Below are 16,877 nucleotides of genomic sequence, written 5' to 3'. Positions count from 1 at the left end.
GATGAAGAACCTCCACCACTGGATCAACGGCAAGCCCAGCGAAGGTTCGTCCGCCCGCTACGGCCCCGTCCACAACCCGGCCACGGGCCACCAGGAGAAGCAGGTCCCCTTCGCCTCCGTCGACGAGGTCGACGCGGCGGTGGCCGCCGCGAAGGACGCCTACGCGACCTGGGGTCTGTCCTCGCTGGCGAAGCGGACCACGATCCTGTTCAAGTTCCGGGCGCTGCTTGACGCCAACCGGGACGCGATCGCCGAGCTGATCACCGCCGAGCACGGCAAGGTGCACTCCGACGCGCTCGGCGAGGTCGCGCGCGGCCTGGAGATCGTGGACCTGGCGTGCGGGATCACCGTGCAGCTGAAGGGCGAGCTGTCCACCGAGGTCGCCAGCCGCGTCGACGTGTCCTCGATCCGCCAGCCGCTGGGTGTCGTCGCCGGGATCACGCCGTTCAACTTCCCGGCGATGGTCCCGATGTGGATGTTCCCCCTCGCCATCGCGTGCGGCAACACCTTCGTCCTCAAGCCCTCGGAGAAGGACCCCTCGGCGGCCCTGAAGATCGCCGAGCTGCTCGCCGAGGCCGGCCTGCCGGACGGCGTCTTCAACGTCGTGCACGGCGACAAGGTCGCCGTCGACCGCCTCCTGGAGCACCCGGACGTCAAGGCCGTCTCCTTCGTCGGCTCGACGCCGATCGCCCGCTACATCCACACCACCGCCGCCGCCAACCACAAGCGCGTCCAGGCCCTGGGCGGCGCCAAGAACCACATGCTGGTCCTCCCCGACGCCGACCTGGACGCGGCCGCCGACGCCGCCGTCTCCGCGGCCTACGGTTCGGCGGGCGAGCGCTGCATGGCCATCTCCGCGGTCGTCGCGGTCGGTGCGATCGGCGACGAGCTGGTGGACAAGATCCGCGAGCGCGCCGAGAAGATCAAGATCGGCCCCGGCAACGACCCCACCTCCGAGATGGGCCCCCTCATCACCAAGGTGCACCGCGACAAGGTGGCCTCCTACGTCACCGGCGCCGCGGCCGAGGGCGCCGAGGTCATCCTGGACGGCACCGGCTACACCGTCGACGGCTACGAGGACGGCCACTGGATCGGCATCTCGCTCCTGGACAAGGTGCCCACCACCGCCAAGGCCTACCAGGACGAGATCTTCGGCCCGGTCCTGTGCGTGCTGCGCGTCGACACCTACGACGAGGGCGTCGCCCTCATCAACAGCTCGCCGTTCGGCAACGGCACCGCGATCTTCACCCGGGACGGCGGCGCCGCCCGCCGCTTCCAGCTGGAGATCGAGGCCGGCATGGTCGGCGTCAACGTCCCCATCCCGGTCCCCGTCGGCTACCACAGCTTCGGCGGCTGGAAGGACTCCCTCTTCGGCGACCACCACATCTACGGCAACGACGGCACCCACTTCTACACCCGCGGCAAGGTCGTCACCACCCGCTGGCCCGACCCCGCCGACGCCCCCACCGGCGTCGACCTGGGCTTCCCCCGCAACCACTGATGAAGACCGGGCGCCGGAAGACGGCCGACGACGGTACGACCGTGCTCGCCATCGCCATCGACCGCATGAGCCCGGTACCGCTGTACCACCAGTTCGCCCAGCAGTTGGAGCAGGCCATCGCGCATGGCCTGCTCCTCCCGGGCACCCTGCTCGGCAACGAGGTCGAACTCGCCGAACGGCTCGGTCTGTCACGGCCGACCGTCCGGCAGGGCATCAAGGCCCTGGTCGAGAAGGGCCTGTTGGTACGGCGGCGGGGCGTCAGCACCCAGGTCGTGCACAGCACGGTCAAGCGCCCTCTGGAACTCACCAGCCTCTACGACGACTTGGTTGAGGCCGGGCAGGCACCGAGCACACGGGTGGTACGCAACGACCTCGTGCCCGCGTCCGCCGAGGTCGCCGTGGCTCTGGGCATCAGGGAGGGCGACAGCGTGGTCCGGTTGGAGCGGATCCGGTACGCGAACGGACTCTCCGTGGCCGTCCTGCGCAACTACCTGCCGGCCGGCCTGCGGCTCGACCTGGACACGGAGCTGCTGGAGGCCACGGGTCTGTACCGGATCCTGCGCGCGGCCCGTATCACTCTCCACAGAGCTCACCAGTCGATCGGCGCCCACGCGGCCACCGCCGAGGAGGGCGAACACCTCGGGGAACCCGAGGGCGCGCCCCTGCTCGCCATGCGGCGCACGACGTACAACGCCGCTGGGGAGGCCGTGGAGTACGGCACGCATCTCTACAACACGGCGCGCTACGTGTTCGAGTTCCAACTGCTCATGAGGAGATGAGGAAGCAGGGCCTGGGCGGCCCATCCGCAGCGGCAGGCAGAGGGAAACAGGGGTGGCGGGGACGACCGTGGTTTCGTCCCCACCACCCCTGTGGCTTTTACTTCACCTCGTTCACCAGCGCCGCCGCGGTCCGGTACGCCGCCGCGGCGGCCTCCCGCACCGGCAGCGCTCGGTGCGCGTCGGAGAGGATCTCCACGCCCCAGGGGCCGCGAAAGCCGGCCGTCCGGAGCGCGGCGACGATCCCCGGGAGGTCGAAGGTGCCCTCTCCGCACAGGCGGCGGCGATGCACGGTGTCCTCGAAGAGAGTGCCGACGACCTGGCTGTCGGCGTCGTTGAGCTCCACGCCCACGATCCGTGACCCGGGTACCTTGGCCAGGTCGGCGGGCGGGGTGTGGGCGCGTTCGGTGTGCCAGACGTCGATGATGAGCCCGCCCGCCGGGTGGCCGGCGGTCTCGACGAGCCGGAGTCCGTCGTGCACGGTCTTGAGGTTGGACCAGGGCAGGGGCTCGACGCCGAGCCGGGCGCCCACACCGTCGGCCTGCGCCGCCAGTGTGGCGAACTCCTTGGCCCAGACGTCCAGGTCCCAGGGCTCGTCCGCCACGTCGGGGCCGATCTTGAAGGTGCGTGCGCCGAGCGCCTCGATGGCCCGCAGCATGCCGACGCGGACGGTGTCCGACGCGGCCCGCCGGGGTCCGTCGGCCCACCAGTCGGTGAGGAGCTCCAACTCGATGTGGTTGATTCCGTTGTCCGCGAAGAGCGACCGGATGCCGGCGAGCCCGTACTCGCGCTCGGCCTCCGCCAGGTCCCAGTACAGCAGCCCGAAGGCCGTGAATCCGGCGTCGCGCGCCGCTTCCACGCGTTCCCGCAGGTTCAGCGGACTGCGCTGGTCTTCCTGATCGGGAGCGGCGTCGCCGGCGGTGGTCCAACAAGTGGCCAGAAATTCGTCAGCGGTCATTTCTGTTTCCCGGATTCCCTATGTTCGGATTCCTCATATTCGGAAAAGACGCGGCACCCAATCGCCTCGGCATGGTTGGGTGCCTCACCCTCTCCGGTCAATCCCTCAGAACACATCAAAAATACATCAGGACCGTATTCAGACCTGTATACGGCTACGCGACACCGCGCAGAACCGAGCGCAGATGCTCGGCGCTGGCCCACACATCCTCAACCGGCCCCTTCGCCTTGGGCTCCTCGGTCAGGATGGTGTCCTGTTCCAGGACGTACCAGCCGTCGTAGCCGCGCGCGCTGAGGTGGGTGACGATGGCTTCGACGTCCACGTCTCCCGCTCCCAGCGGGCGATACATGCCCTTGCGTACGGCCTCGGTGTAGCTGAACTGTCCGGACTGGACCTTGGCGGCGAGGGAGGCGTCCACGTCCTTCATATGGGTGTGGGCGATGCGCTCGGGCGCCTGGCGGGTGAGCTCGGCGGGGTCGGTGCCGCCGATGAGCAGGTGCCCGGTGTCGAGGCAGAGCGAGATCGCCGAGTGCTCCAGGACCCGCCGGACCTCGTCGCCGTTCTCGATCATCGTGCCGACGTGCGGGTGCAGGACTGCGCGTACGCCGCGTTCGGCGGCCAGCGCGGCGAGCCGGTCGAGGTTGGACAGCAGCAGCTTCCAGCCGTCGGCGTCGAGCTCGGGTCGGGAGTCATAGCCGTCCTGGCCAGTGACGGCTGACAGGACGAGCACCTCCGCCTTCGAGGCGGCGTAGCTCTCCAGGAGCTGTTCGGTCTCGGGCAGCGGGTCGTGTCCGGGCACGTGCAGCAGCAGCGGGGTGAAGCCGCCGACCGCGTGCAGGTCGTGGTCGGCGAGCGTCCTGGCCATGGCGTCCGGCTCGCCGGGCAGGAAACCCTCGGGGCCGATCTCGGTGGCGGCCAGGCCGACCTCACGCATTTCGTTCAGTACGCGCTCGGGCGTCAACTGGTAGCCCCAACCGGGGACTTCGCACACGCCCCAGGAGATGGGAGCGCCGGCGATCCTGTTCAAAGACGGGTTCACGGGTGAGGTGGTCATGCCGTGGCCTTTCGGAGGTTCCAGTCGGGGTTGGCGACCGCGGCCGGCGGGCGGCCCGCGAGGACGTCGGCGACACCGCGGGCGGCGTCGACGAAGGTCAGGGTCATCGCCCGGCGTGTCATACCCATCAGGTGCGGGGTGAGGACGACGTCGGGGTGGTCGAACAGCGGGTGGTAGAGGGCCGGTTCGGGGTCGAAAACGTCCAGCCCCACGCCCGAAAGCCGGCCCGACTCCAGGGCGGCCAGGGTGGCGTCCGGATCGAGCAGGCCGCCGCGCCCGCAGTTGATCAGGATCGCGCCCGGTTTGACGCGGGCCAGCAGCCGCTCGTCCACGAGGTGCCGGGTCTCCTCGACGAGCGGTGCGTGCAGCGTGAGCACGTCGCTCGCCTCGGCCAGTTCACCGAGGTCGGCGCAGGCGAACTCGGCGGGAGGCGGGCTGAAGGGGTCGTAGGCGAGTGTCCGCATGCCGAAAGCGGCGGCGAGTTCGCCCACTCGGCGGCCGATACGGCCGTAGCCGACGATCCCCAGGGTGGCGCCGTCCAGGTCGCCGACCGGTATGGCGTTCCGCGTGGCCCAGCGGCCGTCCCGCACCAGCTCGGTCAGCGGTTTCAGCCGCTTGGTCAGGTGCAGGGCCATGGCGAAGACGCCCTCGGCCACGGCCCGGCTGCCGCTGTTCGGGGTGATGACCACGGGGATGCCTCGGACGGAGGCCGCGGCGACATCGACCAGATCGACGCCGACACCGGTACGGGCGATGACCCGCAGCCGGGGAGTCTGCCGGAGGAAATCCTCGTCGACCCGCCGGTCGGCGCGGACGATGGCCCCCTCGGCGACCGCGAGGTCGTCGGGCGTGGGATCGGTGACGAAGGTGACCCGCTCCCCCAGGATCGGGCCCACCGTGTCGGTGTCGACGGGGCCGAGGGCCACCACGACATGATTGCTCATACGATCAACTCCGCGCCGGATGACCGAAGTTCGCCCCCGGCACCTCGGGCACCGGCTGCCAGGAGCCGCTCTCAGCGGAGGCGGCGGCCGCCGCGATCACCTCGGCGACGGCGTGCGCGTCCTCGATCGTCGAGTTGTGGTGCTCGATGCCGGCGACAGCGGCGAGAAACTTCTTGGCCTCTATGACCTTGAGGTCGTCGTAGCCCATGCTGTTGCCAGGGCCGGGCTGGAAGCTGGCGTAGTCGCCCATGTATCCGTTGCCGAGCACCGTGGTGTAGCCCTGGTGGGGGCCACTGCGGTCGAGGGCGACGCGTAGTTCGTTCATGCGCTCGAAGTTCCAGGCGACCGAGCCGTCGGTGCCGTAGATCTCGAAACCGATGCCGCACTGCGGGCCGACGATGATGCGGGACGCCTCCAGGGTGCCGACGGCTCCACCGCTGAAGCGGACCAGCGCAGCGCTGTAGTCGTCGTTCTCCACGGTGGCCATCTCGCCGTCCTCGATCACCGCGAAGTGCGTGCCCGAGCCCATAGGCAGGATCGGGCGCTCGGTGTAGACGGTGCTGGTGAGGGCGGAGACCTCGTCGATCGGGGCGACGACGTAGCTGACCAGGTCCACGACGTGGCTCAGCAGGTCGCCGAGCGCGCCGTGCCCGGCCAGATCCCGCTTGAAGCGCCAGGACAGGGCGCCCTTGGGCTCGGAGGCGTAGCCGGAGAAGAAGGTGGCGCGGACGTTGGTGATACGGCCCAGGCGGCCCTCGGCGATCAGCTCGCGGGCCCGCTCCACGGCGGGGGCGTGGCGGTAGTTGTAGCCGATGGAGGTGACGACCCCGGCGGCGCGGGCGGCCGCGGCGACCTCGGCGGTCTCCTCGGCGCCGCGTCCGACGGGCTTCTCGATCCAGAACGGCTTGCCTGCCTTGGCGGCGGCGATGCCGATCTCGTGGTGCAGGAGGTTGGGCGCGCAGATCGAGACGACCTCGACGTCCGGGTCGTCGAGGACGGCGCGGTATTCGGTGCCGGCCTTCTCGTAGCCAAGGACGTCACGCGCGTAGGCCGCCCGGTCCGCGGCCGTGTCGGCGGCGTGGACGAGGCGTGGCTTGATGCCGAGTTCGGGGTAGACGGACGGCAGGGCCTGGTAGGCGCGGCTGTGCAGCTTGCCCATCCAGCCGACGCTGATCAGTCCGACGCCTATCTCGCGGGCGGCGCCCGGGGTGTTGGGGGTCATTGATGTCTCCTGGTGGTACTAGGCCCGGGCGTCGCCGAGGGCGGCCGACAGGGCAGCTGCGAGCAAGGTGGAATCGGAGCCGATGCCGATGAACGTCCAGCCCTCGGCCCGCTTGGCGGCCGCGGCCGCGCCGTCGGGGACGAGGATTCCGGACGCCTTGCCGTGGTCGGCGGCGGCCTTGTGGACGCGCTCCAGCGCCTCCCGGTAGACCGGGGCGCTGAACTCGCCCGGCACGCCGAGGTCATGGCTGAGATCGCGGGGGCCGACGAACAGCACGTCGGCGCCGTCGAGGGCCGCGATGGCCTCGACCTCGTCCAGCGCGCTCGCCGACTCGATCTGGACCACGCCGAGGATCTCCCCCTCACGGTCCAGGGCTTCGGGGTCGAGTCCGAAACGGCAGGACCGGTTGTAGGTGGCCACGCCCCGATCCCCCGCCGGCGGGTACCTCAAGTGCCGTATCGCTTCCTGGACTTCGGCCGCCGTGTCGAGGCGCGGGAGCATGACTCCGGCGACGCCCTGGTCGAGGACGCGGCCGATGCGGATCCGGGCCACGGACTCGACGCGTACGACGGTCGGCACTCCGTAGGCCGCGGCGGCGGGGACGGTCGTACGGACCTGCTCCTCGCCTCCGGCGCCGTGTTCGAGGTCGAGCAGCACCCAGTCGGCTCCGGCCGCGGCGCACACCTCGGCCGAGACCGGGGAGGCGAGGCCGACGAAGGTGCCCAGGGTGGCCTCGCCGGCGGCGAGCCGGGCGCGCAGGCGGCCGTGGTCGAGGGGAGAGTGATCGAAACGTGCGGAGCTCATCCGTACCACCTCTGGGAAGCCAGACCCTCTTCGTACTCGCCGCGCAGCTGCGCGACCGCTTCCTGCTCGGAGACCTCGGCCGGGGCCACGTCCCACCACACGCCGGCGCCGGGCAGGTCGGCGTGCGGGATCACGGGGACGACCAGGACGACCGGGCCGTTGTGGTCGCGGGTCTCGGCCAGCGCGGTACGCACCTCGTCGGCGGTCGTGGCGCGGAGGGCGCGGGCGCCGAGGCCCTCCGCCGTCTTGACGAGGTCGACCTGGAGGTAGTCGCCTTCCAGGCGGGCGGGCTTGCCGGAGCCGATCTCCAGGCTGCCGTCGCGGTAGCGGAACTCGTTGCCGAACTCCCGCCCGTTGCGCCCCATTTGGAGTCGGTGGATGACCTGGTAGCCGTGGTTCTCCGGGATCACGATCGTGATCGGGAGCCTCTCCTGGGCGGCCGTGACCAGCTCGGTCGGCGCCATGAGGAAGGTTCCGTCGCCGAGCAGGGACAGCACACGCTTCGACGGGTCCGGCTCGGCGAAGCGGACGCCGATCGCGGCGGGCAGTTCGTAGCCCATGCAGGAGAAGCCGAACTCCAGGTGGGCGAACCGGCTTTCGGTGGCGTCCCACACCTTCTGCAGGTCACCGGGCGGACCGCCGGCGGCGGCGATGATCGTGTCGCCGGGCTGTGCGTGCTCCTGGAGAACGCCGATCAACTGGCCCTGAGTGAGGACCGCGTCGGTGTCGCGTACGACATCGGTGTCGTCGGGCAGCGACGCGAAGTCGAAGGAGGTGTCCGGGTCGAGCGCTGCGGCACGCTGCCGCTGCCACTGCTCGTCGAGGGTGCGCACCTTCTCCTGCCAACTGGCCGACGTGGTGGTGCCGTTCGCCCGCACGACCTCCGTCAGCGCGGCCAGCGCCCGCTTGGCGTCGGCCACGATGCCGGTCGCGCCCAGGCGGCCCGCGTCGTGCACGTTGACGTTGATGCTCGCGAAGCGCACGTCCGGGTTCTCGAAGATGGAGTGCGAGGCGGTGGAGAAGTCCGTCAGACGCGAGCCCACCGTGAGGACGAAGTCGGCTTCCCGGGCAAGGACGTTGACCGCCGGAGTGCCTTCCAGGCCGATGCCACCGAGCTGCCACCACGCGCGGCGCTGGACGGCGCCCTTGCCCGCGAAGGTCTCCGAGACGGGGATGCCCGCTACGTCGGCGAGGGCCTCCAACTCCTCGGTGGCACCGGAGTACACGACCCCGCCACCGGCGATGATCAGCGGCTTCTCCGCCTCGGCGAGCATCCGCGCGACCACCGCGACCTCGTCGGCGTCCACCGCCGGGCGGCGGATCGGCCAGTCGCGCTCGGCGAAGAACGCGACCGGGTAGTCGTACGCGTGGGACTGGATGTCCTGCGGGAGGGAGACCACGACCGCGCCGGTGTCGACGTCGGTGAGGGCTCGCATCGCCGCGGGCAGCGCGGTGAGCAGCTGCTCGGGCCGGGTGATCCGGTCGAAGAAGCGGGAGACGGGCCGGAAGGCGTCGTTGACCGAGGTGTCGGCCTCGATGGGGTGTTGGAGCTGCTGAAGTACGGGGCCCTGGTGGCGAGTTGCGTAGGTGTCACCCGGCAGCAGCAGAACGGGCAGCCGGTTGACGGTGGCGAGGCCCGCGCCGGTCACCATGTTGAGGGCGCCGGGGCCGATGGAGGCGGTGACCGCCAGCGTGGAGTGCCTGCGCGTCGCCTTTGCGTAGGCCGTCGCGATGTGGACCAGTGCCTGCTCGTTGCGGCCCTGGACGAAGGGGAGTTGGTCGCTGAGCTGGTCGAGGGCCTGGCCGAGGCCCGCCACGTTGCCGTGGCCGAAGATGCCCAGCGCGGCCGGTATGAGTCGCCGGCGGTGGCCGTCGGCCACGGAGTACTGGCGGGAGAGGTAGGTGACGACGGCCTGGGCGACGGTGAGGCGCACCGTGCCCTGTTGCGTCCGGTCGGTCATGAGTCGGCTCCTGATCGGGGGTGTGTACGGGGACGCGGCTGGGTCACCAGGGGCGGCCGTGCAGCACGATGGTCTTGACCTCGGTCATCTCGCTGATGGCGGCGCGGGGGCCTTCCTTGCCGTAGCCGCTGCCCTTCAGGCCGCCGTACGGCATGAGGTCGGCGCGCCACAGGGGGGTCCAGTTGATGTGGACGGAACCGGCGTCGATCTCCCGGATGGCGCGGACCGCGCCGGCGACGTCGGAGGTGAAGATGCCGGCGCCGAGGCCGTAGGCGGTGCCGTTGGCCTGGGCGATGGCGGTCTCCCAGTCGGCGGCCGAGCTGACGGCGATCGCCGGACCGAACAACTCGTCCTGGCTGAACGGCGATTCGGGGTCCACGTCGGCGACCACGGCAGGCTTCACCACGGCGCCGTCGCGCTCTCCGCCGGTCAGGACGCGTGCGCCGTCCGCCCCGGCCTGTGCGATGGCCCGCTCCACCCGTTCCGCCTCGGCGGTCGTGATCAGGGAGCCCATGGTCGTCTCGGGGGACGACGGGTCCCCGGTCCGTATGGCCTCGACCTTGGGGACGAGGGCGTCGAGGAAGTCGCCGGTGATGTCGGGGTGCGTGATCACTCGCTGGACGGAGATGCACACCTGTCCGGCGTTGACGTAGCCGCCCAACGCGACGGCGCTGGCGGCCAGTTCGAGGTCGGCGTCGGGCAGGACGACGACCGGGCAGGAGGCTCCGAGTTCGAGGGAGAGCTTCTTCACCCCGGCGACCCGCGCGATGTGCTCGCCGGTCGTCGTGGAGCCGGTGAAGGAGATCTTCCGTACGCGGGGGTCGGTGACGAGGAGGTCCCCCAGCACTCCGCCGGAGCCGACGAGCACCGACAGCACGCCCTCGGGAAGCCCGGCGTCCACGAAGCACTCGGCGATTTCCAGCGCGGTCAGCGGGGTCGAGGTGGCCGGCTTGAGGACGACCGCGTTGCCCGCCGCGAGCGCGGGGGCCAGTTTGTGGAGCACGAGCAGAGACGGGTAGTTGAACGGCGTGATGGCCACGACCACTCCGCACGGCTGGCGCAGCGTGAAGCCCACCTTGTCCTGCCCGGTGCCGCGGTTGGCGTCCAGCGGCAGGGTCTCGCCGTAGAGCTGGGTGCCCTCGAAGGCCGCGAGCCGGATCAGGTCCCCGGATCGTGACGCCTCGCCGGTGGCCTCGGTGATGGTCTTGCCCGACTCCGCGCTGATGGTCTGCGCGATCTTGGCGGCTCGCTGGTCGGCGAGGTCCGCCGCGCGCAGCAGGATCGTCATCCGCTCGTGAGCGGGTGTACGCCGCCAAACCGCGGCCCCCCGCTCCGCCGCGGCCAGGGCGACCTCGACGTCCTCGGGGCCGGCCACGGCCACGGTGCCGACGGTCTTGCCGTCGAAGGGCGAGGTGACGTCCCAGGTCCGTCCCGACCCTGCCGATTTTTGCCATCGGCTTCCGATGAGTAGTTCCACAGGCGCCATTGCCTTCTCCCTCCAGAAACCGTCAAGGCTGGCCCGGGGCGCTGATCAGCCGACGGCCAGGCCGTTTACATGGGCGCAACGGTAGGTGGGCCTCAGGGCAATACTGAAGGGGTGGAATCCATCATTATCACGTCATTGCATACATCTTTTTTCCATCAACTGTTGTGTACTGCTCGGTGTGCCCGCCAAGCTTCGTAGTGCTCCAGGACCGTCTGCTCGATCGGCCGGTAGGTGACGCCCAGCTCGCGCACACTCCTGCTGTTGTCCACGCGGAATCGGATGCCGAGGTGCTTGCGGATGTAGTCCTGGGTCAGACCGAAAGCCGGACCCAGGATGCGTACCGGCCAGTGCGGGAGTGCCGTACGCGGCAGACGGAGATCGCGCGGGTACCGGGTGCGGAGGATGCGGGCCATGTCGTGGAAGGACGTCATCGTCTCGGCCGCGAGGATGTAGCGGCCGTGCGCGTCAGGGTTCTCCGCCGCCGCGATGTGCGCGTCGGCGACGTCTCGCACATCGACGGTCGTGAAGCTGAAGTCCGGTGCGCCGTAGAAGAAGTAGCCCTTGAACAGCTCGTCCAGCAGGAACAGGCTGCCGGACTCCGACGCGGGGGCGAGTGAAGGGCCCAGGATCAGGCCGGGGTTGACGGACACCATGCGCCAACGGTCCTGGGCCGCCTCCGCCTCCCAGGCGGCGCGTTCCGCGACCGTCTTCGCGTAGTGGTACGGGTTGTTCTCCACCGTGCTCGTGGTGTTGAAGTACCTCTCCGACAGCACCTGGTCGTCCATGTCCAGGACGTCGGCGTAGTCGCCGAAGACCGCGCCGACGGTGGACGTGAAGACCAGCCTGTCGACCGTCGGCGTCCTCTCCACGCTCGCCAGTACGTTGCGCGTGCCGAGCAGGGCCGGGTCGACCATGTCCCGGCGCCCGTCCTTGATCTTCTCCGGCATGAGGAACGGCGACGCCACGTGAAAGACCACCCGGCAGCCGCACATCGCCTCGTCGAAGGAGTCCGGCGTGAGCAGGTCCGCCTCGAACAGGGTCAGCCGGCCGGGAAACTCCTGCTCCAGTTCCCGTAGCGGCCGCACCTTCGCCGTGTTCGCCGTGCTGCGCACCGTCGTGTGGACCCGATACCCCCGCTCCAGCAGCCGCCGCACCAGATGGCTGCCCACGAACCCGCTGCCGCCGGTCACCACAACCGTCGTCTCCGCACTCGCACCCACGTACTCGCTCCTCCGCCGGGCCGGTCACTTGTCGATCAGGGTCGGGCATGCGACGGCCGGAAGGGAACAGCGGACCACGGAGCCGCACAGAGCAGCAGGTCGCCCAAGGTCTTGTCACCGCCTCGCCTGCCTGTTCTCCTGTACGCCGTTGATCGGCGCGAGTGGCGAGGGCGAGGAAGGCAGCGGCGTGGAATCAGTGGCTGGGCAGAACGTACGGGGCGCTCTGCCCGAGGGGCTCGGCGGGGCCGTACGGGACACCGCCGAGGAGATCGCCGTACTGCTGCGACAGGGCGCCGACATGGAGTCGCGGGTGCCCGGGGCCGAGTGGACCGTCGGTCAGGCGGCGGCGCATCTGGCGCTGGCCAACGAGCTGATGGCGGACATCGCGGCGGGGCGCCCGCGCGCTTACGGGGACGGCACGCCGCAGAGCCTCGCCGCGGCCAACGAGCGGGCGCTGGCGGAGTTCGGCGAGCGGGACGCCGAGCCGCTGGCCGCGATGATCGTGGCACAGGCCGACGCCTGCGTGCGGGCGCTGGAGGAGGGCACTGTGGAGGGGACCGTTGTCGCTCCGCTGGGTCCCATGAGCCCGGACGTGCTGGGCTCCTACCTGCTCACGCACATGCTCGGTCACGGCTACGACCTGGCCCGTGCCCTGGGTCGTACGCACATGATCGACCGCGTCCGGGTCGGGCTGACCCTGCCGTTCATGTTCACGGCCATGCCACGCGTGACCAACACCGCCCGCACGGCCGGGCTGACCGCCTCCTACGCGATCCGACTTTGGGGCGGCGGCGGGTTCGGCGTGACGGTGGCCGGCGGCGCGGTGTCCGTCAGCCCGCGGCCCTCGGCCCGCCCGGACTGCATCATCCTCATCGAACCGGTCACCTTCCTGCTCATGGCACTCGGCCGCCAGGGCCAGGCGGGCGCCATCGCCCGGGGCCGCATCCTCGTCCGGGGCCGCAAACCCTGGCTCGCTCCCCGCTTCCCGGCTCTCTTCACAGCGCCCTGATTCGGGCGCGGGCACGGATCCGCCAGCGCTTCACAGTTCCGTCGGGCAACAGCCGGACGCTGCGGCAGGCCCCGCCGTCCGTTCGGTACGGCAGAAGCAGGACGCCTCGATCGGGACGTCCGCCATCGCCGCGGCGATCTTCAGTTGCTGGGCCACGATCTGCGCCTCCCCCGTCTTGCCGAGGCGGGTCAGGCACTCGTGGAAGCCCTGCAGGGCCCAGACGTTGCCGGGGTGCTGGACGGCGCGTGGGAGTGTGTCGTCCAGGCCCAGGTCGGCGCGGTAGACCGCCTCGGCCTCAGGGACGCGCCCCTGTTCCAGGAGCAGGGCACCATAGGCGTGCCGGACGGGCTGCATCCAGCCCCAGGGCTCGTCGTAGGGAAGGTGGTCGGCCAGGTCGATCGCCCGTTCCAGCACGGCGAACGCGATGTCGAAGTGGCCCTTGCGGTACTCCAGTTCACCGTCGAGCATCGCCGCGGCGACGGCGAGGACGTCGGCGCAGGTGTTGTTGAACAGGGTGCGCGTCTCCGGGACCCTGGCCCGCGCCGCGCGCAGCAGCTCGCGTTCGGTCCCGGCCTCGGTGATCCGGCCGGTCGCCGACAACGCGACGCCACGGGCGTAGTGCAGCATCGCGGTCGTCACGCTGTAGAGCTCGGGGTCGGTGGGCAGGGGCAGTTGGAGGATGTCCGCCCAGCGGCCGAAGCGGATCAGCACGTGGACCCGCATGGCCAGGAAGCCCTCCAGCCAGTCGGCCATGGGCGGGCTCTGCACGCGCAGCAGGTCCTCCGGGATGGACGCCTCCAACTCGGCGGCGGTCTCAAGCGCCGTCCGGTATTGGCCGAGGAACATCGCGCCGTAGATCTTGAAGTGGTGGTTGTGCGCGCGGTACAAGGTGTAGAAGTTCATGGCGCCGGAGCGTGCGCGGAACTTCTCGTCGGCGGTGATCGCGCTGCTGTTGTCCGACACCACGCGCCGGTAGTCGCCGCACAGCACGTCCAGGTGCGAGGGCATGTGCTGAAGGTGGCCGGCGTCGGGTACCAGGCCACGCAGCCGGTCGGCGACCGGAAGGGCCTTCTCCGGGGCCGGGGACATCTCCATCAGGTGGATGTAAAGGTGCAGGACGCCCGGGTGCCGTGCCCCCTCCTCGGTGGCGAGCGCGCGCTCCAGGACGGCCTTGGCCGCCAGCGTGCGGGCGCCTTCGGCGGGCTCGCCGGTGGGGAGGTCCCACAGCTGCCAGGGCGTGAGGTTCATCAGGGCGTCGGCGTACAGGGCGGCGATGTCGCAGTCGTCCGGGGCGAGTTCGTAGACGGCACGCATGCTCTCGGCGTAGGGCGCGTTCCACACGGAGCAGTCCGCGACCGCCCGCGCCTGCGGATAGCGGGTGCGCAGGGCCTCGATCAGGGCCTGTTCGACGGGTGTGGCGCCAGCTGATGCGCTTGTGTGCGCGAGTTCCACGGCGGCGTGGGTGCGTTCGACGCTACGTTCCAGGTCCTCGCCGTCGAAGGCTTCCCACGGCTTGTTGTAGTTGGGGCCGAGCGCATACGCGATCCCCCAGTGGGCCATGGCGCAGCCGGGGTCCGCCGCGGCGGCGGCCTCGAAGCAGCGGACCGCTTCCTCGTGATGGAAGCCGTACGTCCACACCAGGCCGCGGTCGAACCACAGTTGGGCTTCGGCGGACGTCGTCGTCACCGGGCGGGTGTGGGTGCCGAGGTCGTAGTACTCCATACGCCCAAGCCTCGCAGGCCAAGGGATGCCCTTGAGCACATCAAGTACGGTTCAGCACCTGATCATGAATGCGTCATGGGTGACCATGATTCGGCAACGCGAGGGATAAGTACCGGAACCGCACATACGTTCTCCGGCGTGAACTCTGACGTCACCCCCCACATTCCCGTCGGCCTTGAGCCGACCGCATCCGCCGCCGCACGCCCGACTGCGGCGATTCCCGCCCGGCGCGCACTCCTGCGCACCGCGCTGACCGGGGCCGCGGCCCTCGGTGTCGGCCTCGCCGCCGGTGCCTCCCCCGCGTCCGCGAACACCGTCGCCGCGGACACCCGCACCCGGCCCGACACCCCGCAGGAGGCGCTGCGGGAGCTGGCCGCCGGCAATCTGCGGTGGCGCACCTACCGCGAGAAGCACCCGGACGAGACCCCCGCGGTCCGGCAGGCGTTGACGGCAGGTCAGCACCCTTTCGCGATCGTGCTGGGCTGCGTCGACTCCCGAGTGCCCCCGGAGCTGGTCTTCGACCAGGGCCTCGGCGACCTGCTCACCGTACGCACCGCCGGTGAGGTGCTGGACGAAGCCGTGCTCGGCAGCATCGCGTACGGAGTACTCGAACTGGCCATACCCCTGGTCCTGGTCCTCGGTCACCAGTCGTGCGGTGCCGTGCGCGCCGCCGTCGAGGCGGACGAGTCCGGCGAGCAACTGCCCGCCCACATCCAGTACTTGGCCGATCAGATAGACCCGGCCATAGACCACACGCTGGAGGGCGACGCCCGCATCGACGCGACGATCGACGCCAACGTACGACTCGTCCGCTCCCGCCTCGCCGCGGTACCCGACCTCGCCGCCAAGGTCACCGCCGGCGAACTCGCCATCGTGGGCGCCCGGTACGAGCTGACCAGCCAGCTCGTCCACCGTCTGGCCTGATCTCCGGCGACGGGCGAGGGGCGGCGCGGACCGGATGACCCGCGCGCCCCTCGCCCGATCTCAACTCATCAGCGCGGCAGCGAGAGTTGCCCCGAGTTCCCAGCACGCCTCGATGTCGGTCTTGTGCGGTTCGCCGGTGACGGCCACGGACTCTGCTCTACGTCGCCAGCCCAGGCCCGTTGTGATCGACTCGATGCCCCGGACCGCGCCGGTGACATCGCTCCCGCCGTGCACGTAGTAGCCGAACGGCCGCCCGCGCGTGGCGTCCAGGCAGGGATAGTAGATCTGGTCGAAGAAGTGCTTCAGCGCCCCTGACATGTAGCCGAGGTTCGCCGGGGTGCCGAGCAGATATCCGTCCGCTTCGAGGACGTCGGACGCGGTGGCGGACAGGGCCGCCCGCCGTACGACCCGCACGCCCTCGATCTCCGGTGCCGTCGCCCCGGAGACGACGGCTTCGAACATCGCCTGGCAGTTCGGCGAGGGCGTGTGATGAACGATCAGCAAAGTGGCCACGCACCGAACCCTGCCGTCCCCCTTCCTGCGGATGCAAGCGGCTCCGATACAGTGTCCCGCCCGAGTGAATGGGGAGGGGCTGCTATGCAGGTCAGGGCGGGGAACGCGTGGCGTGGACTGGTGCAGGTCGCTTTGTTGGCGGGGGTGCTGACGGGCTGCTCGGAGGCCGCGGAGAAGGACACGAAGGCGTCGGCGACGGCAGGCACGAGCGGTGCGGTCGCCGAGAGCGGCGGCACCATCGGTGACGCCGGCTCGGCCTGTGAGCTTCCCGTCACCTTCGACATCGCGGAGGACTGGAAGGCGGAGGCCGTCGACTCGGGGACGGCCGAGGCCACCGCCGGCCCCTCGGACGGTTCCGACGACGAGCTCAGCGACGAGATCGCCGACGCGCTGCTGCGCCAGGGACCGGTCACCGCCGCGTGCGAGGTCGACGCCAAGCCCGCGGGGAACATCGGCTACCTCCGCGTCTGGACCGGCGAGCCGGGCGACGACAACGCCCGCACGGTCCTTGAGGCCTTCGTCGCGGCGGAAAGCGGCGCGAGCAAGGAGACGTACCGCACGTTCGAGGCAGGCGATCTGGCCGGCGCCGAGGTCGAATACCTCTACACCAGCGAGTTCCTGGACGAGACGAAGAAGGAACGCGCCCTCGCCGTCGTCACTCCCGACGGACCGGTCGTCCTGCACCTGGGCGGCCTGGACGACGAGGAGCACGAGGAGATGCTCCCGGCCTATCAGCTCGCGAAGCAGACCCTGCGCGCCAGTTGAGTACCAACAGACCCGGGA

General features: G+C 70.4%; 15 protein-coding genes. 5 read left to right on the top strand and 10 right to left on the bottom strand.

Annotated features, from left to right (window positions below; all coding sequences use genetic code 11):
• Position 1: 1 nt before the first annotated feature.
• Together mmsA and AC5DRG_RS48590 are read left to right on the top strand one after the other, a co-directional pair.
• Positions 2 to 1,501 (top strand): CoA-acylating methylmalonate-semialdehyde dehydrogenase, encoded by a 1,500-nt coding sequence (gene mmsA / locus AC5DRG_RS48595; RefSeq protein ID WP_491806720.1) that lies wholly within the window; start codon positions 2 to 4, stop codon positions 1,499 to 1,501.
• A complete protein-coding gene (locus AC5DRG_RS48590; RefSeq protein ID WP_491806719.1) occupies positions 1,501 to 2,280 on the top strand; it encodes a GntR family transcriptional regulator in 780 nt (259 codons plus the stop codon). The genes mmsA and AC5DRG_RS48590 overlap by 1 nt, the downstream gene beginning before the upstream one ends.
• Positions 2,281 to 2,377: 97 nt before the next feature.
• On the opposite strand, the gene AC5DRG_RS48585 is transcribed toward AC5DRG_RS48590, so the two are convergent.
• The 8 genes from AC5DRG_RS48585 to AC5DRG_RS48550 form a co-directional block, all read right to left on the bottom strand.
• The gene (locus tag AC5DRG_RS48585) at positions 2,378 to 3,235 is read right to left on the bottom strand and encodes a sugar phosphate isomerase/epimerase family protein (protein ID WP_491806718.1); all 858 of its coding nucleotides are present in this window, start codon (positions 3,233 to 3,235) and stop codon (positions 2,378 to 2,380) included.
• Positions 3,236 to 3,389: 154 nt separating this feature from the next.
• On the bottom strand, positions 3,390 to 4,289 hold the full coding sequence (locus AC5DRG_RS48580) for a sugar phosphate isomerase/epimerase family protein (RefSeq protein WP_491806717.1): 900 nt from the start codon (positions 4,287 to 4,289) through the stop codon (positions 3,390 to 3,392).
• Complete coding sequence (locus AC5DRG_RS48575; protein WP_491806716.1) at positions 4,286 to 5,233, bottom strand: NAD(P)-dependent oxidoreductase; 948 nt, start codon at positions 5,231 to 5,233, stop codon at positions 4,286 to 4,288. Before AC5DRG_RS48575 ends, AC5DRG_RS48580 begins: the two co-directional genes overlap by 4 nt.
• Before the next feature lie 4 nt (positions 5,234 to 5,237).
• Entirely contained in the window at positions 5,238 to 6,455 is a 1,218-nt protein-coding gene (locus tag AC5DRG_RS48570) for a Gfo/Idh/MocA family protein (RefSeq protein WP_491806715.1), read from the bottom strand.
• 18 nt (positions 6,456 to 6,473) lie between these two features.
• Entirely contained in the window at positions 6,474 to 7,259 is a 786-nt protein-coding gene (locus AC5DRG_RS48565) for an HpcH/HpaI aldolase family protein (RefSeq protein ID WP_491806714.1), read from the bottom strand.
• Positions 7,256 to 9,220, bottom strand: coding sequence for a 3D-(3,5/4)-trihydroxycyclohexane-1,2-dione acylhydrolase (decyclizing) (gene iolD, locus AC5DRG_RS48560; protein WP_491806713.1), 1,965 nt, complete (start codon positions 9,218 to 9,220; stop codon positions 7,256 to 7,258). The genes AC5DRG_RS48565 and iolD overlap by 4 nt, the downstream gene beginning before the upstream one ends.
• Positions 9,221 to 9,263: 43 nt before the next feature.
• The gene (locus AC5DRG_RS48555; RefSeq protein WP_491806712.1) at positions 9,264 to 10,706 is read right to left on the bottom strand and encodes an aldehyde dehydrogenase family protein; all 1,443 of its coding nucleotides are present in this window, start codon (positions 10,704 to 10,706) and stop codon (positions 9,264 to 9,266) included.
• A gap of 155 nt (positions 10,707 to 10,861) precedes the next feature.
• Positions 10,862 to 11,926: an NAD-dependent epimerase/dehydratase family protein gene (locus AC5DRG_RS48550; RefSeq protein ID WP_491806711.1), complete on the bottom strand. Its 1,065-nt coding sequence runs from the start codon at positions 11,924 to 11,926 to the stop codon at positions 10,862 to 10,864.
• A 187-nt stretch (positions 11,927 to 12,113) separates the two neighbouring features.
• On the opposite strand from AC5DRG_RS48550, the gene AC5DRG_RS48545 reads away from it, so the two are divergent.
• Entirely contained in the window at positions 12,114 to 12,935 is an 822-nt protein-coding gene (locus AC5DRG_RS48545) for a maleylpyruvate isomerase family mycothiol-dependent enzyme (protein WP_491806710.1), read from the top strand.
• A gap of 30 nt (positions 12,936 to 12,965) precedes the next feature.
• Here AC5DRG_RS48545 and AC5DRG_RS48540 read toward each other — a convergent pair whose 3' ends face one another.
• Positions 12,966 to 14,657, bottom strand: coding sequence for a hypothetical protein (locus AC5DRG_RS48540; protein ID WP_491806709.1), 1,692 nt, complete (start codon positions 14,655 to 14,657; stop codon positions 12,966 to 12,968).
• Between the two features lie 138 nt (positions 14,658 to 14,795).
• Here AC5DRG_RS48540 and AC5DRG_RS48535 point away from each other — a divergent pair, with 138 nt between their 5' ends.
• Positions 14,796 to 15,581 carry a carbonic anhydrase gene (locus AC5DRG_RS48535; RefSeq protein ID WP_491806708.1) on the top strand — a complete coding sequence of 262 codons (786 nt, stop codon included), beginning with the start codon at positions 14,796 to 14,798 and terminating at the stop codon, positions 15,579 to 15,581.
• Between the two features lie 60 nt (positions 15,582 to 15,641).
• On the opposite strand, the gene AC5DRG_RS48530 is transcribed toward AC5DRG_RS48535, so the two are convergent.
• Positions 15,642 to 16,094, bottom strand: coding sequence for a flavodoxin family protein (locus AC5DRG_RS48530; protein WP_491806707.1), 453 nt, complete (start codon positions 16,092 to 16,094; stop codon positions 15,642 to 15,644).
• 84 nt (positions 16,095 to 16,178) lie between these two features.
• Between AC5DRG_RS48530 and AC5DRG_RS48525 the strand changes: the two genes are divergently transcribed.
• A complete protein-coding gene (locus AC5DRG_RS48525; RefSeq protein ID WP_491806706.1) occupies positions 16,179 to 16,859 on the top strand; it encodes a lipoprotein in 681 nt (226 codons plus the stop codon).
• Positions 16,860 to 16,877: the final 18 nt, after the last annotated feature.

The organism is Streptomyces sp. JLBG701 (genome assembly GCF_058544905.1).
The sequence above is the reverse complement of the archived record's forward strand: the minus strand, read 5'-3'. Positions and strand labels throughout refer to the sequence as shown.

What these genes read in the sequence shown, in the direction of transcription:
- mmsA (WP_491806720.1), top strand. Translation starts at nt 2, where the DNA reads ATGAAGAACCTCCACCACTGGATCAACGGCAAGCCCAGCGAAGGTTCG.
- AC5DRG_RS48590 (WP_491806719.1), top strand. Translation starts at nt 1,501, where the DNA reads ATGAAGACCGGGCGCCGGAAGACGGCCGACGACGGTACGACCGTGCTC.
- AC5DRG_RS48585 (WP_491806718.1), bottom strand. Translation starts at nt 3,235, where the DNA reads ATGACCGCTGACGAATTTCTGGCCACTTGTTGGACCACCGCCGGCGAC.
- AC5DRG_RS48580 (WP_491806717.1), bottom strand. Translation starts at nt 4,289, where the DNA reads ATGACCACCTCACCCGTGAACCCGTCTTTGAACAGGATCGCCGGCGCT.
- AC5DRG_RS48575 (WP_491806716.1), bottom strand. Translation starts at nt 5,233, where the DNA reads ATGAGCAATCATGTCGTGGTGGCCCTCGGCCCCGTCGACACCGACACG.
- AC5DRG_RS48570 (WP_491806715.1), bottom strand. Translation starts at nt 6,455, where the DNA reads ATGACCCCCAACACCCCGGGCGCCGCCCGCGAGATAGGCGTCGGACTG.
- AC5DRG_RS48565 (WP_491806714.1), bottom strand. Translation starts at nt 7,259, where the DNA reads ATGAGCTCCGCACGTTTCGATCACTCTCCCCTCGACCACGGCCGCCTG.
- iolD (WP_491806713.1), bottom strand. Translation starts at nt 9,220, where the DNA reads ATGACCGACCGGACGCAACAGGGCACGGTGCGCCTCACCGTCGCCCAG.
- AC5DRG_RS48555 (WP_491806712.1), bottom strand. Translation starts at nt 10,706, where the DNA reads ATGGCGCCTGTGGAACTACTCATCGGAAGCCGATGGCAAAAATCGGCA.
- AC5DRG_RS48540 (WP_491806709.1), bottom strand. Translation starts at nt 14,657, where the DNA reads ATGGAGTACTACGACCTCGGCACCCACACCCGCCCGGTGACGACGACG.
- AC5DRG_RS48525 (WP_491806706.1), top strand. Translation starts at nt 16,179, where the DNA reads ATGCAGGTCAGGGCGGGGAACGCGTGGCGTGGACTGGTGCAGGTCGCT.